Origin of the sequence: Streptomyces sp. NRRL F-6676 (assembly GCF_000725625.1) — a bacterium.
Lineage (GTDB): Bacteria > Actinomycetota > Actinomycetes > Streptomycetales > Streptomycetaceae > Streptomyces.
In genome coordinates this window covers 88146-112314 of sequence record NZ_JOHS01000002.1, presented here as the reverse complement: position 1 = coordinate 112314, position 24169 = coordinate 88146, and the positions used below count along the sequence as shown (strand labels likewise).

Here is a 24169-nt window from a genome sequence, read left to right as displayed (position 1 = left end):
TCAGTCAGCTGAACGTCAATCACCTACACGACCATTGACACCCCCTCCCCCCGCCTCTAGCTTCGCTTGCGGAAAGCGCTTTCTCCCACTGTCGAAGCCTGCCGCAACCCCCACCTGGAGGCAAGACCATGCCCCAGCACATGAGAACCGCACTCGCGTGCGCGAGCCTGCTGGCCGGTGCGCTCGTCGCGCTGTCCGGCACCCCCGCACAGGCCGCCACCAGCCGTTACGAGGCCGAGGGCGGCTCGGCGTCCTGCACCGGAACCCTCGACTCCGACTGGACCGGATACTCCGGCAGCGGATTCTGCAACGGCACCAACTCCTCCGGCGCCGCCCTCCGGTTCACCGTCGACGCCTCCGCCGCGGGCACCGCGACGCTCGCCATCCGGTACGCCAACGGGACGACCACCGCGCGGCCCGCGGACATCAGCGTGAACGGAACGGCCGCCGGGTCCGCCTCCTTCGGCGGCACGGGCGCCTGGGACACCTGGGCCACGAAGACGCTCACCGTCCCCGTGCGGGCCGGCGCCAACACCATCCGGCTCAGCCCCACCACCTCCGGCGGACTGCCCAACGTCGACTGTCTCGACGTCAGCATCAGCGCCGACGACGGCGGCGACGACGGGGGTACGACCACCCCGCCCGCCTCCGGCGCCCTCTACGTCGCCCCCGGCGGCAGCGACGGCGCCGCCGGCACCGAGTCGGACCCGACCACCCTCGCCTCCGCGATCGGCCGCGTCTCCGCCGGCGGGACCATCTACCTGCGCGGCGGCACGTACCACTACGCGCAGACCGTCACCATCCCGCAGGGCAACGACGGCACGTCCGGCGCCCGCACCACCCTGTCCGCCTACCCGGGCGAGACCCCCGTCCTCAACTTCTCGGCGCAGAGCGAGAGCTCCTCCAACCGGGGGCTGGCCGTCAACGGCTCGTACTGGCACGTCTACGGCCTCGTCGTCGAACACGCCGGCGACAACGGCATCTTCGTCGGCGGCAGCGACAACGTCATCGAGCGGACGGTGACCCGCTACAACCACGACACCGGACTCCAGCTCTCGCGGATCTCCTCCAGCACGCCCGAGGACGAGTGGCCCTCGGACAACCTCGTCATCAGCGCCGAGTCGCACGACAACGCGGACTCCGACGGCGAGGACGCGGACGGGTTCGCCGCGAAGCTGACGGTCGGCACCGGGAACGTCTTCCGCTACGACGTCTCCCACCACAACATCGACGACGGATGGGACCTCTACACCAAGACCGACACCGGGCCGATCGGCCCCGTCACGATCGAGGACTCCCTGTCGTACGACAACGGCACGCTCAGCGACGGGACACAGAACACGAGCGGTGACCGCAACGGGTTCAAGCTCGGCGGCGACGACATCGCCGTCAACCACGTCGTGCGGCGCAACATCGCCTACGGCAACGGGCACCACGGGTTCACGTACAACAGCAACCCGGGGTCGATGACGGTCTCGGACAACGTCAGCATCGACAACGCGGAGCGGAACTTCTCCTTCGACAAGGGGTCGTCCGTGTTCCGCGGCAACACCTCGTGCCGGTTCGACGTGGACGGGTCGAACGACAAGACGGTCGGGAACGCGGACAGTTCGAACCAGTTCTGGACCGGGTCGAACGGGTCGCGGTGCGGCGCTTACGACGGAAAGCTGGGGTGGTCGTTCGGATCGGACGGCAGCCTGGACGTGACGTTCGGCTGACCGGATCTCCGACGGAGGGGCCGGTGGGGGTTTCGCCCCCACCGGCCCCTCCCTCAGCGGCTCGTCGTCGCGGGAGAAGACGAGCGCACGAAGCCTCCGGCGGGGGGACGGCCTCTTGGCCGAGGCCCATCCGCCAGAGGCTTCACTCGTCTGTAAGCCCAACTCACTTGTCCCATAAGCAGGTTGGAGTTGCTCACTGATTACGCCCGAACGATGGGTTTAACGAAAAGGTCCCCGCTGCGGTAGAGCCACATGACAGCGCCATATGCAAGCCTCGTCATGAGGCACTTCCCGCGATCCCGCTGGAGCGGCGAGTGGCGTCAGAAATGATCGAGCACAAAACAAACGGCGGTTCCCGGCCGGCGGCGGTGGCGAATCCTCGGGAACCATGCGAACACCACCCGTTCTGACGGCTGGTGAAATCTGTCACCGGACTTTTCTGCCCGTAACCGGGGTGGGGTCACCCCAGACGCGACAAGGGGTATCAATGACGTCTTACGACGGTACTGACCCGGTCATCTTCCCAGCCGGTGCCGCGACCGGGACCAGCGCCGCAGAGGCCGCGAGGGACACGTGGGACGCCGTCGTCGTCGGTGGCGGCATGGCGGGTTCCATCGTCGCCGAGCAGCTGGGCCAGGCGGGCTACAAGGTGGTGGTCCTCGAAGCCGGCCCCGGCAAGGACCTGGACCTCGCCGAGTACGAGTCGTACCTGTCACGGTTCTACGGCGCGGTCGTCAAGGACAACCAGTCTCCGTACCCGTTCAATCCGAACGCCCGGATGCCCAGGAGCACCGACACCATGCCGGTGCGTCCGGACACGCCCCGGGACGAGTTCTACCTCGTGCAGAAGGACAAGTACTGCACGGACACCACCTTCACCCGGGTCCTCGGCGGCACCTCCATGCACTGGGAGGGAAAAGCGCTGCGCATGCTTCCCGAGGACTTCGATCTGCGAACCAAGTACGGCCAGGGCCTCAACTGGCCGCTCGGCTATGACGACCTGGAGCCCTACTACCGGCAGGCCGAGGCCGAACTGGGCGTGGCCGCCGAGGTCGAGGACCAGACGTACCTGGGAATGCGTTTCCCGAAGGGATACGTGTTCCCGATGCACCGCATGCCGCCGTCCTATCTCGACCGGACGGTCGCCCGGGGCGTGGACGGCATGCGCGTCAACCTGGCGGACGACGATTACACACTCCGGGTGCGCAGCTTTCCGCAGGCCCGTAATGGCGTGCCGAACGCCGCGTACGACGGCGGCAAGGGCTTCGTCCCGGTCGGCGCGGTGAGCACGAGCCAGGCGGAACAGGGCGAGCGCTGTCAGGGCAACACCAACTGCGTCCCGATCTGCCCCGTGCAGGCCAAATACCACGCGGGAAAGACGCTGGCCAAGGCGCTCGGCAAGGGCAACGTCAAGATCGTGACGCAGGCGGTCGCCTCCAAGGTCGAGATCGACGAGCACGACCGACGGGTCACCGGGATCACCATCAAGAAATACGCGGCGCTCGACTCCGAGAAGTACGAGACGTACACGGTGAAAGGCACCGTCTACATTCTCTGCGCCCACGCCATCGAGAACGCCCGGCTCATGCTCGCCTCCGGCATGCAGCGGATGAGCCGCAGCCAGTTGATCGGCCACAACCTGATGGACCACGCGTACCTGCTGTCCTGGGGCCTGTTGCCCAAGCCGGCCGGCACGATGCGCGGCACCTCGTGCACGAGCGGCATCACCGATCTGCGCGGCGGGCGGTTCCGCCGGACCCAGGCCGGATTCGGCGTGGACATCCACAACGACGGCTGGGGGTGGGCGACCGGTTCGCCCTACACGGACCTGGTCGAACTCGTGGACAAGCGGAACCTGCGCGGGCCGGAGCTGCGCAGGACACTCGGGAACCAGATCTCCCGGCAGCTGCTGCTGGCCTTCATGATCGACCTGCTGCCCGAGAGGAGCAACAAGGTCACCGTGGACGAGCGGTACAAGGACGCCCTCGGCAATCTGAAGCCGGTCGTGTCGCTCAAGATCCCGCCCTACACCATGCGGGGCGCCGCGTTCGCCCGCAAGCTCGCGACCGACATCTTCGAGAAGCTCGGCGCCGAGGACCGGACCAAGTACGACAAGGACCGCTACAGCGCCGTCGAGCACGAAGGCCACTGGTACAACATCGTGGGCGGCAACCATTTGGCGGGCACCCACCTCATGGGGACCGACCCGGCGAACTCCGTGGTCGACCACACCCAGCACTCGTGGGACCACGAGAACCTCTACCTCGTCGGGCCCGGCAGCATGCCCTCGATCGGGACGTCCAACATCAGCCTGACCATGGCGGCGCTCGCCTTCCGCAGCGCGACCCACATCGTCAGGCACCTGCGCGCCGCGAAGGCGCCGGCCGTCGTCCGCGGTCCGCGGGGCAACGGCTGACGGTTCGACAGGGCGCACAGGCCGGCGCCCGCCGCTCACCGCCTCCTGCCCACCACCTACCGCCCCACCGCCCACCGCCCACCGCCCACGATTGGGGGAACATGTCCGTTTCGGGATCAGAGACCGCCCAGGACCCCAGGATCCGCACCATCGAGGAGCTGCACGAATACCTCTACAAGGGGCTCCAGCTGGAGCACGCGACGCTCCCGCCCTACCTGACCGCGCTCTACTCGCTGCATCCGGGGAAGAACTCGGACGCCTGGCATGTCATCAGGGTGGTGGCCGTCGAGGAGATGCTGCACCTCACCCTGGTCGCGAACGTCTTGAACGCCGTGGGCGGAACGCCGGACCTCACCAGGCCGAACTTCGTGCCGAACTATCCGACGCGCCTGCCGTGCGGTCCGGACTACTTCGAGGTGCACCTCCGGCCGTTCTCGCACGAGGCTCTGGACACGTTCCTGAAGATCGAGAAGCCCGCACAGGCGGACTCCGAGGAGGACAGGTTCGTCCCGATGGACTGGGCGGCCCTCGGACTGACGTCCGACGGCTCGACGCCGCCACCGGAGAAACTGGCGGAACTCGAGGAGTCCGGGACGGTCCTCGGCCTCGTCCCGGGAGAGCCCACCGAGCGTTTTCTGAGCATCGGCGAGTTCTACGAGGAGATCATCCGGGGCATCAACCACCTGGAGGACCAGGCCCGTAAGGACGGGAAGACGATCTTCACCGGCGATCCCGCCCGCCAGGTGACTCCCGAGTACTTCTACTCCGGTGGCGGCGACGTGATCAAGGTGACCGGCCGCGACACCGCGGTCGCGGCGCTCACCCTCGTCGCGGAGCAGGGCGAAGGGCTGCACGGCGGCATCTTCGACAGTCAGGACGAACTCGCCCACTACTACCGGTTCCAGCAGTTGGACAAAGGGCGGTATTACCAGAAGGGCGACCAACCGGGTTCGCCTTCCGGCCCGGAACTGCACGTCGACTGGGATGCCGCCTTTCCGGTGAAGCCGGACATCAAACTGGCGCACCTCGCGGGAGACCCGGAAATCCTGGCGGCGGCCGAGGAATTCAACCGTTTCTACGCCACCTTCCTGACCGACATCAATCTGGCCTACAACGGCCGGCCGGACCTTCTGCTCAAGGCGGTGTGGGAGATGTTCCGCATGCGCGACAGCATGAACCGACTCATCCGCAACCCGCTCACCGGGCATCCGGGGCAGAACGCCGGCCCGACATTCGAGCTCTGAGACCGTCGAAGGAGGCGGCACCATGACGCAAGGAACGAACACGGACAACGGGCTGCGCGATTTCGTGAAGTTCTCCGCCACTGTGACCGGGTTCAGCGAGTTCGACCTGTGGGGAACCGGTCAGGCGGAGGCGTACTACAGGACGGCCGCGGACCGGGCGGGGCCGAAGGCGGTCCAGCGGGCGATGGCTTCCGATCCCTCCGCGGCTCCCACCGATCCAGTGGTGAAAAGCATCATCAAGCTCTGGTACGTCGGCGTCTGGTACGACCCGGAACTGGCGGGACGCATGGACGTGGCGGCCTGGACGGCGCCCGGGCGGAGCGGAGCGAAGCCCGCCGTCCCGGACGACAGCCGGCCCGAGGTGAGCCCGGCCCGGCCGGCCACGGCCGGACACCACCGGGCCGGGGAAGAGACCGCGCACGGCGCGGACGGAGACGAGCACCTGTTCGTCGTCTCTCCCGACGCCTACACCGAGGGGCTGTTGTGGCGGGCGATCGGCGCCCACCCCGCCGGCGCGAAGGCGCCGGGCTACGGATCGTGGGCCAATCCGCCCGTCTTCGAGGACCACCAAGCGGAGGAAGTGTGATGCCCGGCACCGTCCCGAACCTGGGTCCCGACAAGGTCTCACTCGGCGTGACGCCGACACTGTGGTGGAACGACGACTTCCCACTGATCGACATCGGGATCCCGTTCGAGCAGTGCGTGAGCGAGATGGCGCTCGCGGGATTCCAGGGTTGCAGCGTCGGCCACAAGTACCCGGCCGACCCCGCGGTGCTGAAGGAGGCACTCGACCTGCGCGGCCTGAAGGTGTCCGAGCCCTGGGTGAGCACCTACTTCACCATCGGCGACGATGTCCGAACCGTCGAGAACTTCACGAGGCAGCTGGAGTTCCTCGAGAAAGTGGGCGGCGAGGACATCGTCGTCGCGGAGTTCGGACGGTCGTCGCACCTGCAACCCATCCCGCTCTTCGAGCACCGCCCCGAATTCACCGACGAGGAGTGGGATCTCCTCACCGACGGGCTCGACAAAATCGGTGAACTGGCCGCGGACAAGGGGATGCGGCTCTGCTACCACCCTCACATGGGCACCGGCGTGCAGACGGCCCGGGACATCGACAGGTTGATGGCGGGCACCAACCCGGACCATGTGCATCTGCTGCTCGACACCGGGCATCTCCGGTTCGCGGGCGACGACCCGCTCGAGACCACGGAACGGCACCAACAGCGGATCAAGCACGTCCACCTCAAGAACGTCCGCGAATCCGTCGCCGAAGAGGTGAGGGAGCGCCGCCTGTCCTTCCAGGACGGAATCCTGAAGGGCGTCTTCACCGTGCCCGGAGACCCCGAAGGCACGATCGACTTCGAGCCCGTCCTCCTGACGCTGGGGGAAGCCGGCTACGAGGGATGGCTGGTCGTCGAGGCCGAACAGAACCCGGCTAGGGCATGCCCGCTGAAGTACGCCAAGACGGCCCACGCCTACCTCACCGAAGTCCTGGGCTGGTGAGGAGGAGCGCACGCGACATCTGCCTCGGCTTCTTCCTGTTCGATCGCCCCGTCACGTGCGGTCGTGCAGCGTGACGTGGTAGCCGTCCGGGTCGGCGAAGGTGAACGTACGGCCGAAGGGGCCGTCGATCGGGGTGGCGACGATGGTGTGGCCGTCGGCGGCCAGGGCGTCGTGGATGGCCTGGACGTCGGTGGCGTGGAGCCAGATCGCGGCGCCGATGCCGGGCCGGGCGGCGGAGGTGAGGTCGGTGCCGGGGACGATGTCGCGCAGTGCGAACGCGATCGGCTTCGTGTCGAAGACGACGGCGTGCGGGGGGCCGGCCGGTGAGCGGACGAGGCCGAGGTAGCGCTCGTAGAACGCCTGCGAGGCGTCGAGGTCGCGTACCTGGAGGGAGAGGAAGTCGGGGCCGGTGGCGGGCATGCGGATGCTCCTTCGGTTTCACCTGAGTTGCGTGTCAGCTTTCTGACACGGCCACCGTATGTCAGAATACTGACATGAAGCAAGACGATGCCGGCGTCGACCTGGACACCTCCCTGGGCTATCTGCTGAAGGAGGCTTCGAGCGCGCTGCGCGTGGCCATGGAGGAGGTGCTGCGGCCGCTCGGGATGAGCGTGACGCACTACTCCTGTCTCGAACTGCTGGCCCAGCGGCCGGGGTTGTCCAACTCCGAGCTCGCGCGGGGCGCGTTCGTGACCCGGCAGTCGATGAACACGCTGCTGAAGAATCTGGAACGGGACGGCTTCGTGACCAGGCCCGCGGAGGCGCCCGTGGGGAAGGTGCTGCCCGCGCGGCTCACGCCCCGCGGCCGGCGGAGTCTGGAGAAGGCGACCGCGGCGGTCCGGTCGGTCGAGGTCAGGATGCTGACCGGGCTGTCCGAGGCCGACCGTGCGCAGGCGTTCCGGGTGCTGCGGAGCATGGTCCGTTCCCTGCGGGGGGACGGGGGCGAGGGCGGAGACGGGGGAGGGGGCGGGGACGAGGACGGGGCCTAGTCCGGGGGCTTCACGCCCACCGTTTGACCAGCGTGTACTCCGTGATCCCCGGCGGGTAGTCCGGGATCACGCACACCACTTCGTACCCCTGTTTCACATAGAACTTCGGGGCCTGGAAGTCCCATGTCTCCACGCGGGACGCGGCGCACCCGCGGTCCGTGCGGGCGAGGTGTTCGGCCCGGGCCAGGAGATGCGTGCCGAGACCCGTGCCGCGGAACGGTTCGTCGACCCAGAGGTAGGTGACGTGCAGCCACGTCGCCCAGGTGTGACCGACCAGGCCGCCCGCCAACTGCCCGGAATCGTCCCGCGCCCACACGTGCAGCGGGGTCTCGCGCTCCCCCGGCGTGCCGCGCAGCGCGCGCAGCACCGGGGACGCCGCCGTGTTCGTGTCGCGCAGTCGCTTCCGCAGGAGATCGCGCCGCTCCTTGTCGACTTCTGTCTCGATACGAAACATACGGCTCACCATAAACGCGCCGGACGGGCAGTTCCGCGAATTCGCTTCCGCTCCGCGCACACGGCCCTACTCTGAGGACGGTGCCGGTGGGGGCCGGTGCCGATCAGGGGGCGAAATCAGTCGGGTACGACGCCCGGAGTGGGGGTAGCAGTCTCAGCACGGCGGCGGCCGTGCGGGCTGCGACGCCCCGTGTCCCGAGCCGGCTGCTCGGGAACTCCGGGCGCCGTACCCGCTCCGGCCGTCCCCCGACCTGTGGGGGTATTTCAGTGGTGCGCATCCGAGTCCTGGTCGTCGACGACCACCGCATCTTCGCCGAGTCGCTGGCCGCGGCCCTGGCCGCCGAGCCGGACGTCGAGGTCTCCGCCGCCGGCAGCGGCCCGGCGGCGCTGCGCTGCCTGGAGCGGGCGGCGGCCGAGGGCCGCAGATTCGACGTCATGCTCGTCGACGCCGATCTGGGGTGCGGTGTGCCCGCTCCCCGGCCCGCCGCCGTGCCCGTGCAGCCGGTCGGTGCGGACGGGTTCGTCGACGGGATCTCGCTGGTCACCGGCGTGCGGACCGCCCAGCCCGGCGTGCGCACCGTCGTGCTCGCCGAGCGGGACGACCCGCGTCGGGCCGCGCTCGCGCTCCAGGCCGGGGCGTGCGGCTGGGTCGCCAAGGACTGCTCGCTCGTCCGGCTGCTCACCGTCATCCGGGGCGTCCTGCGCGACGAGACGCATCTGCCGCCCGCCCTGCTCACCGGCGTCCTGCGCGAACTGACCGCCGCGCGCAAGCACCGCACGGAGAGCGAGCGCCTGGTGGAGTCGCTGACCCCGCGCGAGCGCGAGGTGCTGCGCTGCATGGTCGCCGGGCTGGGCCGCAAGGCCGTCGCCGAACGGCTGTTCCTCTCCCCGCACACCGTCCGCACCCACATGCAGAACGTGCTGGGCAAGCTCGGCGTGCACTCCACGCTGGCCGCCGTCGCCCTCGCGCGGCGGGCCGGGGTGGGTCCCGTCGATCTGAAGCTAACCGGGGATGTTGTCGAACGGGGCGGTCAACTGGCGTAGCAGTCCGGCCAGTTGGGCGCGCTGGGCGCTGCTCAGTTCGGCGAGCAGGGCTCGCTCCTGGTCGAGCAGTCCGGCCAGTGCGCGGTCGGCCTGGTCCCGGCCCACCTCGGTGAGCCGGACCAGCACGCCGCGCCGGTCGGTGGGGTCGGGCAGCCGCTCCACCAGGCTCTTCTTGGCCAGCCGGTCGATGCGGTTGGTCATCGTGCCCGAGGTGACCAGGGTCTGGGTCAGCAACTGCCCGGGCGACAGCTGATAGGGGGCGCCGGCCCGGCGCAGCGCGGTGAGCACGTCGAACTCCCACGGCTCCAGGCTGTGCTCCGCGAACGCCAGCCGGCGGGCGCGGTCCAGATGCCGGGCGAGTCTGCTGACCCGGCTGAGCACCTCGAGCGGCTCCACGTCGAGGTCCGGGCGTTCCCGACGCCATGCTGCGACCAGCCGATCGACCTCGTCCTCCATACGATCAGTGTAGTGGTTGTGTCGACGTGAAGTCTCTTGACGTACGCCTTCTTGATGTTCAGTATCTTGATGTCAAGGTACTTGGGAGGAGCTCCGCCATGGCACCCACCAGCCCGACCACCCCCGTCTGGGACCCCGGCCAGTACCTGCGGCACGCCGGGCACCGCGCCCGGCCCTTCGTCGACCTGCTCGCCCGCGTCCCCGCCCTCCCCGGCGACCCGCCCCGCATCGCCGACCTGGGCTGCGGCCCCGGCAACGTCACCGCGCTGCTCGCCGACCGCTGGCCCGCCGCGCACATCACCGGCTACGACAACTCGGCCGAGATGCTGGACGCGGCCACCGTCGCCCACGCCGGGCCCACCCCCGGCGGCGGCCGGCTCGACTTCGCGGTCGCCGACGCGCGCACCTGGACGCCTCCCGAGCCGTACGACCTGCTGCTGAGCAACGCCACGTTGCAGTGGGTGCCGGGCCATCTGCGCGCCTTCGCCCGCTGGACGGCGGCGCTGGCGCCGGGCGGCACCTTCGCCTTCCAGGTGCCCGGCAACTTCGACGCCCCCAGCCACCGGCTGATGCGCGAGCTGGCCGGCTCCCCGCGCTGGCGGAACCGGCTCGCGGACACCCTGCGGCACGAGGACGCCGTGCACTCCCCCGCCGTCTACCTGGAGACCCTGACCGGCCTCGGCTGCGCGGCGGACGTGTGGGAGACGACGTATCTGCATCTGCTGACCGGCCAGGACCCGGTCCTCGACTGGGTCAAGGGCACGGGCCTGCGCCCGGTCCTCACCGCGCTCGGCGACGACCCCGAGGCCCGCGACGCCTTCGTCGCCGAGTACCGCACGGCCCTGCGCGCGGCCTACCCGGCGACGGCCCACGGCACGGTCTTCCCGTTCCGCCGGATCTTCGCCGTGGCGCGGAAGGAGGGCGGCGTCTGATGCTCACCGCCGCACGCGAGGAGGGTGATTCCTGATGCTCGTCTCCCTCGACCACGTCCAGCTCGCGGCACCCCCCGGCTCCGAGGATCTGCTGCGCGCCTACTACGCCGGGGTGCTCGGCATGACGGAGGTGCCCAAGCCGCCGGTGCTCGCCGCCCGCGGGGGCTGCTGGTTCGCGGCCGGCACGGTCCGGCTCCACCTCGGCGTGGAGGAGGACTTCCGCCCCGCCCGGAAGGCGCACCCCGGGCTGCGCGTCACCGGGATCGAGGCGTACGCGGCCCGCCTCACCGCCCGCAGCGCCCGGGTCGTCTGGGACGACACCCTTCCCGGGCACCGTCGCTTCTACTCCGAGGACCCGGTCGGCAACCGGCTGGAGTTCCTGGAGCCGACGGCGGCCGGGCCGCCCTCCCCGCTCACGGCACCATCCCCGCTCACGGCACCTCCCCCGCCCGCGGCACCTTCCCCGCCCGCGGCAAACGGAACCAATGCCTCCATCCACACAACCGCACACAATCAGCCATAGATCATTCACATCTGGTCGAATCAGGTGACGCAAAGGCCGCCAATCGCCACTTCGTGATCGTTCGGCTCATAGGCTCCTCGAAGCCCGTTCACTGCTCATCCATCACTTCCGCACGGTTTCCGCCACGTTCGAGCGTGTAGGCGGGGTGCGAGCGGACGTGGCGGACGGTCCCGGGGGACCCATGAAGATCGCCTTCCTGATCAACAACGCGTACGGCATCGGCGGCACCATCCGTGCCACGGCCAACCTCTCCGGTGCCTTCGCCGAACGGCGGCACGACGTCGAGGTCGTCAGCGTCCACCGCTCCCAGGACGCGCCGCGGCTCGCGTTCGACCCGCGGGTGAGGCTCACCCCGCTCGTCGACACCCGCGCCGGCTCCCCCCGTGACGAAAGCGACCACGAGCTCACCCGCCGGCCGACCACGATGTTCGGGTACTCCCTCAACGAGCCGCACACCGCGCTGGAGGACCGGCGCATCGCCGAGTACCTCACCGGCACCGACGCCGACGTGGTGATCGCCACCCGCCCCGACCTCAACGGCTACCTCGCCCGCGGCGGCCGGCACAGCCGCTACCTCCGCCTCGGCCAGGAGCACCTCAGCCTCTCCGCCCACCGCGAGCAGGTGCGCGACGACCAGAACGCGGCCGTCCCCGGGCTCGACGCCTTCCTCACCGTCTCCGAGGCCGACGCCGCCGCGTACCGCGCCGCCCTGCCCCGGGCCCGTACGCGGATCATGTGCATCCCCAACAGCGTGCCGACACCGGACGTGGCCCCGTCCACCCTCGACTCCCGCACGATCGTCGCCGCCGGGCGGCTCATCCCCGTCAAGCGCTACGACCGCCTCGTCACCGCCTTCGCCAAGGTCGCCGCCGAGCATCCCGACTGGACGCTGCGGCTGTACGGGCGCGGCGTGCAGAAGGGCGCCCTGCGGGAGCTGATCGACGAACTCGGGCTGTACGACCGGGTGTTCCTGATGGGAGCGGTCTCACCGATCGAGACCGAGTGGGCCAAGGGGGCGATCGCCGCCGTCTCCTCCGACATGGAGTCGTTCGGCATGACCATCGTCGAGGCGATGCACTGCGGGGTTCCCGTCGTCGCCACCGACTGCCCGCACGGCCCCGCCGAGATCATCGGCCATGAGCGGGACGGCCTGCTCACCCCGCTGTCCGGCGACGCCGACGCCCTCGCGGACGCGCTGAAACGTCTCATCGACGACGAGCCGCTGCGCCGCCGGCTCGGCGCGGCGGCCCGGGAGAAGGCCCGCGCGTACGCGCCCGACGCCATCGCCGCGCGGTACGAGACGCTGTTCGAGGAGCTGACGCGGGCGCGCCGGCGGACGCTCTCGGGAGCCGCGTCGCGGGTACGGCTGCGGCTGGGACGGGAGCGGCAGGCCAAGGGGCCGCAGGCCAGGGAGCCCCAGGCCGGGAAGCCGCAGACCAAGGGGCCGCAGGCCAGGGAGCCGCAGGCCAGGGGGCGCGGCGCCTCGGCCCTCACGGCCGCCGGGCCCTTCGCCCCGCCGCAGCAGCCCTCCGCCCCGCCGCAGCCCCTCGCCCTGTGCGCCACGGCGACCGCCGACGGCGGGCTGCTGGTCCGGCCGGGGCGGGGCGGCCGGCTGCCCGGCGGGCCGCGCGAACTGCTGCTGCGGCTGCGCCACGATCCGGAGGGCCGCGAGCTCCGCGTCCCCGTGCCGGAGGGCGGGGCCGGCCGGCGGGTCCTGCTGTCCCGCGCCGAGCACGTCCTGCCGGACGGCCGCTGGGACTGCTACCTGGTGCCGGCGGGCGACGGGGCGACGCGACGGCGGCGGATCACCGCGCGGATCGTGGAACAGGCCGCGCTGGTCGGGCTCCCGCCCACGGCCGGCCCCGAGGGCGTGAGTTCCTGGATCCCGTACACCACCACCGACGGCTTCCTCGCCCTGCGCACCTGGCTGCGCCCCGCGCACGCGGAGGTCGGACGGCTCCTCGTCGACGAGGAGGGCACGGCGTCGGTGACGGTGACCGCGACGCTGTACGGGACGGCGCTGCCCGAGGGGGCGCGGGTCACGGCGGTGCGGCGGGCGGAGGGGGCATCGGAGATCGCGGTGCCCGTACGGCCGACGGGCGCCGGCGGATTCGTCTTCACCCTCCCGTACGAGGAACCGGTCCGCCGGAGTACCGGTGACGACGCACCGTGGGACCTACGGCTGACCGGCCCCGGCCTGGCGGCGCCGGTGCCGCTGGGGCGGATCGGCGGGGACGTGGTGGAGCGCAAGAAGACGGACGTCGTACCGGGCACGGTGGTCGGCGGCCACCGGGTGAATCCGTACTTCACGGCGAGCAACGCGCTGGCGCTGCGCGTGCGCCCGGAGAGCGCGTAGGGGCGGACGCGGGGGCCGGAAGCGGTCGGCAATGAACAGCCTGTGAACACTGCGTGGACCGGGCAATGACCCGCCCCGCGCCGCGCTGACACGATGATCCCGCCGCGTCCGACCGAGCGGTACGCCCAACACCCCCTCGATCCAAGGTGGTTCGACCCCGTGAGACTGACCCGTGTGACGCTCGCCGTGGCCGCCGGTGCCCTCGCCCCGGCGCTGCTGCTCTCCACCCCGTCCTTCGCCGCCGGCGCGGCGACCGCCGTCCCGGCCGCCGCCGCGTCGGACACGGACCCGGGCGCCGGGTCTCCCTACGACGACATGGACATCCACGACCTGCGCATCGCCATCCTGCGCATCCTGGCGAACCCGGACAGCGGCAAGCGGGTCACCAAGGAGGCGAACGCCCTCCTCGACGACGGCACGGTGGAGGAGATGCGCACCTGGCTGGAGACCGGCTACCGGCTCGCCCAGTTCGAGGACGACCAGGTCGCCATCTTCACCATCATCGGCAAGCCCTCCTCTGGCAGGGCCGTCTACCGCGAGGCCGCCAAGGCCCTCGACGCGGGCACCCCCGAGGCCGCCCGCGAGTTCCTGGAGACCGGCTACCGCCTCGCCCAGGCCGAGGACGACCGCTTCACCCTCTTCCAGATGCTCGCCGACCCCGACCTCACCGACGCCATGCGCACCGCGATCTACGCGGTCCTGGACGACGGCACCCCCGAGGCCATGCGCCACTTCCTGGAGGTCGGCCAGTACGAGGTCGACGGCTGAGAAGCCGCTCCCGCTCCGCCTACCGGCCGGCTGGCGGGGTGCCGGGATGCGGGGGCGGTGGCGGATACGGCGGGCGGGACGGGATCCGGGGCCCGGACGGGCCCGACGGGGCCGGTGGAGGCGGCTGTGGCTCCAGCGACCGCCGGGGACGCGGTGTCGGCTCCCGGAGCGTAAGGGGCGGGGGCGGGGATGGCGGCGGGGGCGGGAACGTGGGCTGCTTCCCCTCCGGCAGTACCGGACCGCCCGCCCGCAACCGCTCGACGGTCTCCTCGGCCCGCCGCCGGGCCAGCGGGTCGTCGTCGCGCCGGAAGACGAGCTCGAGCAGCCTCCGGGTGATCTTCCCGCGCCGGATCAACGTGTACCCCAGCGCATGACCGACCTCCTCGGCCCGGCCCCCCGCCGACACGTCGAGCCGCACCTCAACCACACCCCGCCCGTCGAACCGGGCCCGCAGCTCGTCGTCCTTCATCACCGGTCCTCGTAACGCGGCAGTTCCGCGGGGAAGTCCCGCTGAGCCTTGCACTCGGCCAACTCGTAGGCGTGCCGGGAGAGCTGGTAGGCGAAGTCGGTCACGACCTGGCTCAGCTCTCTGCCGGTAGCCCTGCTCTCCCCGCTCACTTGAGCCTGCGCCACCAGGGCAAAGCCGTCCGACGCCGTGTTCGCTTCCACGTCCCTCGGCACACACGGTACGTAGACGGAAGCGAAGCCACGATCGCTATCCGTCTGCGCCAGAGCTTCTACACCGTTCTTCGAGACACTGACCACGTGATGGCCTGCGGACTGCCTATAGAAGTCCACCCATCCGGATGCGGACGTGTCCTGAAGTGCTACCCGGCCCGAAAGAACCGAGTTCCCGCTGGTGGAAACGGTGCAGTTGAAGACGAAATCGCGCCCGGAGCCGTGTTGATCCGCCCACTGATCCGCCACCCGTGCACGCGGCAGGGCCCGGACCGCGATGTCCCGTTGCACGGATTTTTCGCACACCTTGCCCGGGAGGAGATACAACCCCTTCACGAAGAAGAAGACAACACCTGCACCCACTAGTCCAACGATCACGAGACCGAGCAAGAGCCCCTTGAGGTTGTACTGCGACGCACTTTTCCCCTTCGCATTACTGTTCATAGCGGTCCTCGGAGCGATTCAGGTAGTAATCGCTGTCCTTCCAACCATCGTTCACGGCCTGTCGCACGGCGTCCTCCGTTCCGTCCTTCGGTAGTTTCAGGTGATGTCGAGCCAGGGCGTCATCCACTGACCACTGGGCTTGCTGGCTGACCGAATCCCGCATTTTGAACAGGTCTTTACTGGAGTAGTACAACGCTTCGTCCTTGGCGCCCTCCAGTTGCTGGCCCTCGAGCAGGCGATCGACGGCCGATCCAGCGACCGCTCCGACCATTCCACCGCCCACAGCACCCATAAGGTCTCCGCCGTATCTCTCCGGCACCTTGACGCCGGCCATACCGATGGCGATCCAGGTCTTGGCGAAATCTCCTTTCGCCTTCAGTGCGTCGTTGTAGTCCTTCTGGCCGTCGACAGCCTTACCGACTTCGGAGTTCGCCGCGGAGTGCCCGACGATTCCCTCGATAATTCCCGCATTCCTCCCGATGTCGGAGAGGAGTTGTTTGCGGCCCCCATCGAACAGGGAGGGGTCCGAGAGATGCGCCTCAAGGAGGCTTCCGGTGTAGATGCTTTCCCCGTAGATGATTCCCGCTCTACCCGCAGGGTCCGCAGATGTCGCCGAAAGGAAACGGGCCGCGTCCGAAAGGACGAGTCCGCCAGGGGCTTCACTGTTAGTGAGGAATACTGCATCCGATTTAGGACCGGCGATTGCCTGACTGATCTCCGGCATATAAGCGGCCGCCATGTCTCCGAAGCTCTCGCCCATGCCCTTGCTCACAAGGTCCGCGCCACCGCCGGGCTGGGCCACCGCCTCCATGATGTTGGCCATGATCCGTACCTGCGTCGCGTTGTGCGGCGGGGCCATGGACGTGGTGTCGCCGTCGGCCACGCCGGTGACGGCGCTCTCCAGGGCGCGGCCGAGGGCCTCGCCCCGGTCCGTGTACCTGGTGGTGCCGAGCATGTGGTCCAGGTCCGACTTGGACGCGAAGGCGTGCTCCGCCGCCTCGGGGTTGTGGGAGAGCCCGTCGAACAGACCCTCCAGCGGATCCCGGCCGTTGCCGTCGCCGAAGACGAGGTCCAGGGAGTCGTACCCCTTGACCCACAGGTCGTGGGTGCCCGCGTCCCCCGCCGCCTTGTCCGCCTTGAAGATCTTCTCCCGGTAGTCGTCCAGGAACTCGGTGTCGAACTGTCCCTGTCGCATGAGGCTGCTGATGACCTGGGAACCCAGGGCACCGACCGGGCCGAACGAGCCGGAGGCGCGGAAGTTGGTGTTGCGCTCGGCGACGAGGTCCTTCTTCCAGTCCCCCATGGCGTCCGAGTCCGAGAAGGACGCCGTGGCCAGGGTCAGGCCCAGGTTGGTCTGCAGGTCCTTCATCGTGTCGAGTTCCGAGCCCTTGGCGCCTGCGTGGGCGTGGGTCATCTCGGTCCAGAACTGGAGTGTCCCCTTGGCCCCCAGCCGTGTCGCGAACTGCTCGGCGAACAGGGGGTCACCGCTGTACTTCGCCATCGTGCGGTTGAAGTCGGCGATGTCGTCGACACTCATGTCGGCCGGGTTCTTGGCGGCCTTGGCCAGTTTCTCCGCGGCGGCGACGGCGTCGGCCGCCTCGTCGCGGCTGGCGTAGGAGGCGTCGCCGAAGCCGTACTTGGTCTGGTCCGCGAGGAGTCGCAGGACCTTGGCCGCGCTGGTGTCGCTCTGCGTCGCCTTGCTCAGGATGTCCTGGATCTCGTCGCGGAACGCGGCCGCCGTCTTCGGGTCCGTCGCTCCGGTCTTTCCGCTGGGGTCGGAGGCCCAGTCGGGGCGGGTGTTCCCCACGACGGTGAAGGTGCCGCCACCGGTGTCGATGACGGTCAGGTTCTGCTCAGCCGCCCGCTCGATGGCGTTGTTCAGCTGGGTGCGGTAGTCGATGAGTTCGCCACGCGTGTCGCTGAGGATCTTGGTGATGGAGTCGGCCTGAGTGTGCGCGTCGGCGAACTCGGCGACGGTACGGTCGACGAATCCGCGCGTGACGGTGGCGTTGACGCCCGCCCAGTCCGCCTTGTCGGCCTTGGCCTTGAGATTGTCCTCGGCGTCCTTTCGCAGGTCGGCGAGGTTCTTCGTCATCTGCTCCCAGTCGGTGACCGCCTCACCGAGCTTGGCGAAGTTGCCGTGACGCAGCGCGTCGAGGTCCATCGGCGTCAGTGGTCCTTCCGGTCGTCGAAGCCCTTGTCCAGCGTGGCGATCTTGCTCACCGCGCCGGAGATGTAGGACTCGTAGGCCGCGTGCTGGTTCTTCGTGTACCGCAGGTGGTTGGAGATGTGGGTGCAGGCGTCCAGCAGGGTCTTGGACTGTTCGCTCCAACGCTCCGCCACATGCTCCAGGGCGCCGCCCAGGGCGTAGCCCTCGCTCTTGAGCCCACTCGCCGCCGACTCCGAGGCCGCCCGCGCATGCCCGCTGTACGTCGTGAAGTGGTCGAACAACTCATGGGCCGCCTTGCCGACCGCTTCGAGGTCCTTGTGGCCCACGACGAGATCGCCCTGGGTACCGTCGCCTCCCTGGTCGGCCGGATACTGGTTGAGCCGCATCCGGACGGCGTGCTGATCGGCCGCCTTGGCCTTCAGCCGGTCCCATTCCTCCCATGCCATGGATGGCCTCCCCCGTGTCTTCCGTGGCACCGCCGGCTCTGCGCCGGTCCGGTACCGACGTGCGGACCTGTGGCCGCGTCTCCGCGGCGGACACCGTGCACACTACCGACCGCGCCAAGTGCCGTTACGGCCACGGTGTGTTGCGGCCGGGCGTGCGAGTGGGGGGCGCCCGGTGACAACCGGGCGCCCCCCACTCGCGTTCTCCGTCACCGCACCCGTCGCGCCCCCGCCGCCGGTACCGCCGTGAACGTGCGGGGGGTGGTGAAGCCGGCCTTCGTGAAGGCGGCTTCCACCGCCTTCGTGATCGGTTCGACCGCCGCCTCCTCCGTCAGGACGATGGCCGAGCCGCCGAAGCCGCCGCCTGTCATGCGGGCGCCGAGGGCGCCGGTGGACAGGGCCGTGTCGACGACCAGGTCCAGCTCCGGGCAGGAGATGCGGAAGTCGTCGCGGAGGGAGGCGTGGCCCTCGGTGAGGACCGGGCCGATGCCCCGGGGGTCGCTGGTTTCCAGGAGGGAGACGACGCGTTCGACGCGCTGGTCCTCCGTGACCACGTGGCGGACCAGGCGGCGGACCTCCTCCTCGTCGCCGAGCCGGTCCAGCGCCGCGTCGAGGTCGTCGTACGCCACGTCGCGCAGCGCGTCGACGCCGAGCAGCGCGGCGCCCTTCTCGCAGCCGGCCCGGCGCTTGCCGTACTCCCCGTCGCTGTGCGCGTGCTTGACCTGGGTGTCGACGACGAGGAGCCGCATGCCCTCGGCCGCCAGGTCGAAGGGGATCTGCTTCTGGGAGAGGTCCCGGGTGTCGAGGAACAGGGCGTGGCCGTCCTCGCAGCAGGCGGAGGCGGTCTGGTCCATGATGCCGGTGGGGGCGCCAACGTAGACGTTCTCCGCGCGCTGGCACAGGCGCGCCAACTGCCAGCCCCGCAGGCCCAGTTCGTACAGGTCGTTCAGTGCGAGCGCGACCACGACCTCCAGCGCCGCCGACGAGGACAGGCCCGCCCCGGAGGGGACCGTGGACGCCAGGTGGATGTCGGCGCCGTCGATCTCGTGGCCCGCCTCGCGCAGCGCCCACACCACGCCGGCCGGGTAGGCGGTCCAGCTCTTGTCGGACTCGGGGGCGAGGCCGTCGAGCGGTAGTTCGACGGGGCCGGCGTCGATGTCGGCCGAGTGCAGGCGCAGTACGCCGTCCTCACGCCGGGAGACGGCGGCGACGGTGGTGTGCGGCAGGGCGAACGGCATGACGAAGCCGTCGTTGTAGTCGGTGTGCTCGCCGATCAGGTTGACCCGCCCCGGCGCGGCCCACACCCCCTCCGGCCCGGCCCCGTACAGCTCCCGGAACCGGTCGGCCACCTCACCGGCGGCCTTGGCGACAGCCTCACTCATGCCCTGTTCCCTGACCCTTCGCTACGGACTCGCTGCGACGACGTACGCGCCGGCCGCGCGTACGTCTTTCCTCGCGTACGTTCTACTCGGCGGCGCGTGCCTGGGCGAACCGCCAGGCGTCGGCGACGATCCCCGCGAGGTCCGCGCGGGACGGGTTCCAGCCCAGCTTCTCGCGGGCGGTGCCGGCCGCGGCCACCAGGACCGCCGGGTCACCGCCGCGGCGCGGGGCCACGACCTCGGGGACCGGGTGACCGGTGACCTGGCGCACGGTCTCGACGACCTCGCGCACGGAGAAGCCGTTGCCGTTGCCGAGGTTGCAGATCAGGTGCTCGCCGGGCGCGGCCGCGTCCAGGGCGAGCAGGTGCGCCTCGGCCAGGTCGGCGACGTGGATGTAGTCGCGCACACAGGTGCCGTCCGGCGTCGGGTAGTCGTCGCCGAAGACGGAGATCGCCTCGCGGCGGCCCTGCGCGACCTGGAGGACGAGCGGGATGAGGTGCGACTCGGGGTCGTGCCGCTCGCCGAACTCCCCGTACGCGCCGGCCACGTTGAAGTAGCGCAGCGACACCGCGCCGAGGCCGTGCGCCGCCGCCTCGCCGCTGATCATGTGATCGACGGCGAGCTTCGAGGCGCCGTACGGGTTGGTCGGCTTCGTCGGCGCGGTCTCCACGATGGGGACCTGCTCCGGCTCGCCGTACGTCGCCGCCGTCGAGGAGAAGACGAGCCGGCGCACGCCCGCTTCGCGCATCGCGGCGAGCAGCGCCATCGTGCCGCCGACGTTGTTCTCCCAGTATTTCTCCGGCTTCACCACCGACTCGCCGACCTGCGAGAACGCGGCGAAGTGCAGCACGGCGTCGAAGGAGGGATCCAGCCATTTGGCCGCGTCGCGGATGTCGCCCTCGACGAACGCGGCGCCGGCCGGGACGCCCTCGCGGAAGCCGGTGGAGAGGTTGTCCAGCACGACCACCTCGTGGCCGGCCTCCAGCAGATGCTGGGCGACCACGCTGCCGACATAGCCGGCACCGCCGGTGACCAGGTACTTCCCACTCATGAACTCGCTACCTCTCGCAGTCGCACGGCCGCGGCCTCCGGCGGCACGTCGTTGATGAACACGTTCATGCCGGATTCGGAACCCGCGAGGAACTTCAGCTTTCCGGAGGTGCGGCGGATGGTGAAGAGCTCGAGGTGGAGCGCGAAGTCGTCGCGGCTCACGCCGTCGAACTCCTCCAGCGCGCCGAACGGGGCCTGGTGCCAGGCCGCGATGTACGGCGTCGGAGGCTCACCTTCGCCGAAGATCCGGTCGAAGCGCCTCAACAGTTCCAGATAGACCTGGGGGAACTCTGTGCGCGCCGCCTCGTCGAGCCCGAGCAGATCGGGCACCCGGCGGCGCGGGTAGAGGTGGACCTCGTAGGGCCAGTGGGCCGCGTAGGGCACGAAGGCCACCCAGTGCTCGGTGGCCAGAACCACGCGTTCACCTGCGGCTTCCCGCTCCACGACGGCGTCGAAGAGGTTCTCCCCGCCGCTGGCCTGTTTGTGGGCCGCGAGGGAACGGAGCATCAGGGCGGTGCGAGGCGTGGTGAAGGGGTAGGCGTAGATCTGCCCGTGCGGGTGACCCAGCGTCACACCGATCTCGGCGCCGCGGTTCTCGAAGCAGAAGACCTGCTGGACGGAGGGCAGATGGGACAGCTCGGCGGTGCGGTCGGTCCACGCGTCCAGGACCAGTCCCGCCTGCTCCTCGGTGAGGTCGGCGAAGGACGCGTCGTGGTCGGAGGTGAAGCAGACGACCTCGCAGCGGCCGGAGTCGCCGGCGAGCGAGGGGAAGCGGTTCTCGAAGACGACGACGTCGTACGAAGAGTCGGGGATCTCGCTGAGCCGCTCGCCCTGGGAGGGGCAGAGCGGGCACTCGTCGGCGGGCGGGTGGTAGGTGCGGCCCTGCCGGTGGGAGGCGACGGCGACCGCGTCGCCGAGCAGCACGTCCTGGCGGATCTCGGACGTGGTGACGGTGCGCTCCAGCGGGCGCCGGTCCACCGCGTCGCGCACGGTGTCGTCACGCAGGTCGTAGTAGATCAGCTCACGCCCGTCGGCCAACCGGGTCGAGGTCTTCTTCACGGCGCCTTACCCCAATCTTCCAACAGAACCCAACATAACAAACCATGCCACCCCTCGAACGTCAACATCACAATCCCACAAAAACAACCACCAGGGATGTTCATTTTCTGAACACGGAGGCGTAAGTTCCGCCCTGATCGGTTCACGCGACGAAGCGAGTACGCATGCAGACCCCCACATATCTGGCAGCCGAGCTTCGGCTCCCCACCAACTGGCTCGATTACACGATCCTCGGCATCTACTTCGTGGTCGTCCTGGGCATCGGCCTCGCGGCCCGCCGCTCGGTGAAGACCAGCCTCGACTTCTTCCTGTCCGGGCGTTCCCTGCCCGCCTGGATCACGGGTCTGGCGTTCATCTCGGCCAACCTGGCCGCCACCGAGATCCTCGGCATGGCCGCCAACAGCGCCCAGTACGGCGTCTACACCGTGCACTGGTACTGGATCGGCGCCATCCCGGCCATGGTCTTCCTCGGCCTGGTGATGATGCCGTTCTACTACGGCTCGAAGGTCCGCTCGGTCCCGGAGTTCCTGCTGCTCCGCTTCGACAAGTGGGCGCACCTGCTCAGTTCGATCCTGTTCGCCTTCGCGGCCATCCTGATCGCGGGCGTCAACCTGTACGCGCTGGCGATCGTCGTCGAGGCGTTGCTGGGCTGGCCGCAGTGGGTGGCGATCCTGGTCGCCGGCCTCTTCGTGCTGGCGTACATCACGCTGGGCGGGCTGTCCTCCGCGATCTACAACGAGGTGCTTCAGTTCTTCGTGATCCTCGCGGCCCTCATCCCGATCGCCGCGCTCGGCCTGAAGCGGGTCGGCGGCTGGGACGGTCTGACGGACTCGCTCACCAAGTCGCACGGGGACAACTTCGTCAGCGCGTGGGGCGGCACGGGAATCGGCAGCGCCAACCCGCTCGGCGCCAACTGGCTGACCATCGTGCTGGGCCTCGGGTTCGTGCTGTCGTTCGGCTACTGGACGACCAACTTCGCCGAGGTGCAGCGGGCGCTGTCCGCGAAGAACCTCTCGGCCGGGCAGCGCACGCCGCTGATCGCGGCGTTCCCGAAGATCTTCATCGTCTTCCTGGTGATGATCCCGGGCCTGGTCGCCGCGGTGCTCGTGCCGAAGATCGGCACCTCCGGCTCCGACCTCCAGTACAACGACGCGATCCCCTATCTGATGCAGGAGCTGCTCCCCAACGGCATGCTCGGCATCGCGGTGACGGGTCTGCTGGCGGCGTTCATGGCGGGCATGGCGGCCAACGTGTCGTCGTTCAACACGGTGTTCACCACCGACATCTGGGCCCGGTACGTGGTGCGCGACCGCGAGGACGGCTACTACGTGCGGTTCGGCCGTCTGATCACGGTGATCGGCGTCGCCGCCTCGGTCGGCACGGCGTTCCTCGCCTCCTCGTTCTCGAACATCATGAGCTACCTCCAGACGCTGTTCTCCTTCTTCAACGTGCCGATGTTCGTGGTCTTCATCGTCGGCATGTTCTGGAAGCGGGCGTCCATGAAGTCCGGGTTCTGGGGGCTGCTGGCCGGTACGACGGCGGCGATGGTCAACTACTTCGTCTTCTACAAGAAGGGCATCGTCGACATCCCCACCGACCAGGGCGCCAACTTCGTCTCCGCGATCGCCGGCTTCGTCGCCGGTGCGGTGGTGATGGTCGCGGTCACGCTGTTCACGAAGCCGAAGCCGGCGGACGAGCTCCAGGGCCTGGTCTACGGCACGCGCTCGCCCGGCATGGAGGAGGCGCCCGCGAAGGGCGACGACGCGTGGTACCGGCGGCCGGCGCTGCTCGGCTGGGGCGCGGTCGTCCTGGCCGCGGCGTGCTACATCCCGTTCTCGATCTGACGGCCGAGGGGCTGATACACCATGGCTGAGCAATATCCCCACGACGACGACCGCCGTCAGGCGTCGTCCGAGAAGGACCTCCAGCGCGAGGTCGCCGAACTCCAGACGAAGTCCGCGACCGCGGCCCGCCTGTTCGACATCCGCCGCATCATCGGCGGCCTGTTCGTGGTCTACGGGATCATCGTGACGATCGCCGGCTTCACGGCGTCCGACGCGGACATCGACAAGGCGGTCGGCGTCAACATCAACCTCTGGACCGGCATCGGCATGCTGATCCTCGGCCTCTTCTTCCTCGCCTGGCTCTGGCTCCGCCCCACGGAGCCGCCGGAGGTGACGGAGGAGGACGTACTGGAGCAGAAGTAGGCGAGTCGCCGCCTACGGCGCCACGGGGCCGGTGTCCACGAGGGCGGACACCGGCTTGGCCATTGCTTCGCGCGCCGGGGTGGCCGCCAGGCCGGGTCACTCCCCGGCGAACAGGTCCTCGGCGGTGGTGGCGTGGACCGCGCGCTCGGCCCAGAGCTCCAGCCGGTCGAGATCGGTGCAGTGCGGCACCTGCTCGCGGACGACCTCGGGCACCGGGATGTCCCGCCATCCCAGGATGCGCAGGATCATCGCGGCGCGGTCCTCCCGCCGGCCCTCTTCGAGCAGGGCGTTCCCCTCGTCGGTTTCCACCTCTGCCGCCGTCCCGCCCTGCCGCGTG

General features: G+C 69.6%; 23 protein-coding genes and 1 pseudogene. 13 read left to right on the top strand and 11 right to left on the bottom strand.

All coding sequences use genetic code 11. The features are described from left to right. The first annotated feature begins 140 nt into the window (after positions 1-140). The 5 genes from IO29_RS02820 to iolE all read left to right on the top strand — a co-directional run bounded on the left by IO29_RS02820 (position 141) and on the right by iolE (position 6881). The gene (locus tag IO29_RS02820; RefSeq protein WP_030377471.1) at positions 141-1718 is read left to right on the top strand and encodes a carbohydrate-binding protein; all 1578 of its coding nucleotides are present in this window, start codon (positions 141-143) and stop codon (positions 1716-1718) included. Between the two features lie 487 nt (positions 1719-2205). Further along, positions 2206-4134: a GMC family oxidoreductase gene (locus IO29_RS02815; RefSeq protein ID WP_078618064.1), complete on the top strand. Its 1929-nt coding sequence runs from the start codon at positions 2206-2208 to the stop codon at positions 4132-4134. A 101-nt stretch (positions 4135-4235) separates the two neighbouring features. Further along, positions 4236-5378, top strand: a complete 1143-nt coding sequence (locus tag IO29_RS02810) for a ferritin-like domain-containing protein (RefSeq protein WP_051707415.1) — start codon at positions 4236-4238, stop codon at positions 5376-5378. Positions 5379-5400: 22 nt separating this feature from the next. Beyond that, the gene (locus tag IO29_RS02805) at positions 5401-5964 is read left to right on the top strand and encodes a hypothetical protein (RefSeq protein WP_030377468.1); all 564 of its coding nucleotides are present in this window, start codon (positions 5401-5403) and stop codon (positions 5962-5964) included. Further along, positions 5964-6881 carry a myo-inosose-2 dehydratase gene (gene iolE, locus IO29_RS02800; RefSeq protein ID WP_030377467.1) on the top strand — a complete coding sequence of 306 codons (918 nt, stop codon included), beginning with the start codon at positions 5964-5966 and terminating at the stop codon, positions 6879-6881. Before IO29_RS02805 ends, iolE begins: the two co-directional genes overlap by 1 nt. Before the next feature lie 51 nt (positions 6882-6932). On the opposite strand, the gene IO29_RS02795 is transcribed toward iolE, so the two are convergent. Next, entirely contained in the window at positions 6933-7301 is a 369-nt protein-coding gene (locus IO29_RS02795) for a VOC family protein (RefSeq protein ID WP_030377466.1), read from the bottom strand. A gap of 74 nt (positions 7302-7375) precedes the next feature. Between IO29_RS02795 and IO29_RS02790 the strand changes: the two genes are divergently transcribed. Continuing rightward, a complete protein-coding gene (locus IO29_RS02790) occupies positions 7376-7870 on the top strand; it encodes a MarR family winged helix-turn-helix transcriptional regulator (protein WP_030377465.1) in 495 nt (164 codons plus the stop codon). A 10-nt stretch (positions 7871-7880) separates the two neighbouring features. Here the strand turns inward: IO29_RS02790 and IO29_RS02785 are convergent, their stop codons facing one another. After that, the gene (locus tag IO29_RS02785; RefSeq protein ID WP_030377464.1) at positions 7881-8336 is read right to left on the bottom strand and encodes a GNAT family N-acetyltransferase; all 456 of its coding nucleotides are present in this window, start codon (positions 8334-8336) and stop codon (positions 7881-7883) included. Between the two features lie 254 nt (positions 8337-8590). Here IO29_RS02785 and IO29_RS02780 point away from each other — a divergent pair, with 254 nt between their 5' ends. Next, the gene (locus tag IO29_RS02780; protein ID WP_030377463.1) at positions 8591-9367 is read left to right on the top strand and encodes a LuxR C-terminal-related transcriptional regulator; all 777 of its coding nucleotides are present in this window, start codon (positions 8591-8593) and stop codon (positions 9365-9367) included. Here IO29_RS02780 and IO29_RS02775 read toward each other — a convergent pair. Beyond that, positions 9326-9823 (bottom strand): MarR family winged helix-turn-helix transcriptional regulator, encoded by a 498-nt coding sequence (locus IO29_RS02775; protein ID WP_030377462.1) that lies wholly within the window; start codon positions 9821-9823, stop codon positions 9326-9328. The two genes, IO29_RS02780 and IO29_RS02775, sit on opposite strands and share 42 nt — an antisense overlap. A 98-nt stretch (positions 9824-9921) precedes the next feature. On the opposite strand from IO29_RS02775, the gene IO29_RS02770 reads away from it, so the two are divergent. The 4 genes and pseudogenes from IO29_RS02770 to IO29_RS02755 all read left to right on the top strand — a co-directional run bounded on the left by IO29_RS02770 (position 9922) and on the right by IO29_RS02755 (position 14402). Continuing rightward, positions 9922-10755, top strand: a complete 834-nt coding sequence (locus IO29_RS02770; protein ID WP_030377461.1) for a trans-aconitate 2-methyltransferase — start codon at positions 9922-9924, stop codon at positions 10753-10755. Between the two features lie 34 nt (positions 10756-10789). Continuing rightward, a pseudogene (locus tag IO29_RS02765) lies at positions 10790-11146 on the top strand (VOC family protein); the annotation flags it as partial. Between the two features lie 313 nt (positions 11147-11459). Next, complete coding sequence (locus IO29_RS02760) at positions 11460-13634, top strand: glycosyltransferase family 4 protein (protein WP_030377459.1); 2175 nt, start codon at positions 11460-11462, stop codon at positions 13632-13634. Positions 13635-13793: 159 nt separating this feature from the next. Continuing rightward, positions 13794-14402: an ALF repeat-containing protein gene (locus tag IO29_RS02755; RefSeq protein WP_030377458.1), complete on the top strand. Its 609-nt coding sequence runs from the start codon at positions 13794-13796 to the stop codon at positions 14400-14402. Between the two features lie 19 nt (positions 14403-14421). Here the strand turns inward: IO29_RS02755 and IO29_RS02750 are convergent, their stop codons facing one another. From IO29_RS02750 to galT, 7 genes are all read right to left on the bottom strand, one after another. Next, positions 14422-14871, bottom strand: a complete 450-nt coding sequence (locus IO29_RS02750) for a hypothetical protein (protein ID WP_030377457.1) — start codon at positions 14869-14871, stop codon at positions 14422-14424. Further along, on the bottom strand, positions 14871-15524 hold the full coding sequence (locus IO29_RS02745; RefSeq protein WP_030377456.1) for a hypothetical protein: 654 nt from the start codon (positions 15522-15524) through the stop codon (positions 14871-14873). The genes IO29_RS02750 and IO29_RS02745 overlap by 1 nt, the downstream gene beginning before the upstream one ends. After that, complete coding sequence (locus IO29_RS02740; protein WP_030377455.1) at positions 15514-17688, bottom strand: hypothetical protein; 2175 nt, start codon at positions 17686-17688, stop codon at positions 15514-15516. Before IO29_RS02740 ends, IO29_RS02745 begins: the two co-directional genes overlap by 11 nt. 5 nt (positions 17689-17693) lie before the next feature. Then, complete coding sequence (locus tag IO29_RS02735; RefSeq protein ID WP_030377454.1) at positions 17694-18140, bottom strand: hypothetical protein; 447 nt, start codon at positions 18138-18140, stop codon at positions 17694-17696. A gap of 206 nt (positions 18141-18346) precedes the next feature. After that, positions 18347-19519 (bottom strand): galactokinase, encoded by a 1173-nt coding sequence (gene galK, locus IO29_RS02730; protein WP_030377453.1) that lies wholly within the window; start codon positions 19517-19519, stop codon positions 18347-18349. Between the two features lie 82 nt (positions 19520-19601). Continuing rightward, a complete protein-coding gene (gene galE, locus IO29_RS02725; protein WP_030377452.1) occupies positions 19602-20567 on the bottom strand; it encodes a UDP-glucose 4-epimerase GalE in 966 nt (321 codons plus the stop codon). Continuing rightward, positions 20564-21625, bottom strand: coding sequence for a galactose-1-phosphate uridylyltransferase (gene galT / locus IO29_RS02720; protein ID WP_030377451.1), 1062 nt, complete (start codon positions 21623-21625; stop codon positions 20564-20566). Before galT ends, galE begins: the two co-directional genes overlap by 4 nt. Before the next feature lie 164 nt (positions 21626-21789). Between galT and IO29_RS02715 the strand changes: the two genes are divergently transcribed. Both IO29_RS02715 and IO29_RS02710 read left to right on the top strand, forming a co-directional pair. Beyond that, a complete protein-coding gene (locus IO29_RS02715) occupies positions 21790-23469 on the top strand; it encodes a sodium:solute symporter family protein (protein WP_030377450.1) in 1680 nt (559 codons plus the stop codon). A gap of 21 nt (positions 23470-23490) precedes the next feature. After that, complete coding sequence (locus tag IO29_RS02710; protein WP_030377449.1) at positions 23491-23832, top strand: hypothetical protein; 342 nt, start codon at positions 23491-23493, stop codon at positions 23830-23832. Positions 23833-23928: 96 nt separating this feature from the next. On the opposite strand, the gene IO29_RS02705 is transcribed toward IO29_RS02710, so the two are convergent. Next, entirely contained in the window at positions 23929-24141 is a 213-nt protein-coding gene (locus tag IO29_RS02705) for a hypothetical protein (protein ID WP_030377448.1), read from the bottom strand. Positions 24142-24169 lie beyond the last annotated feature (28 nt).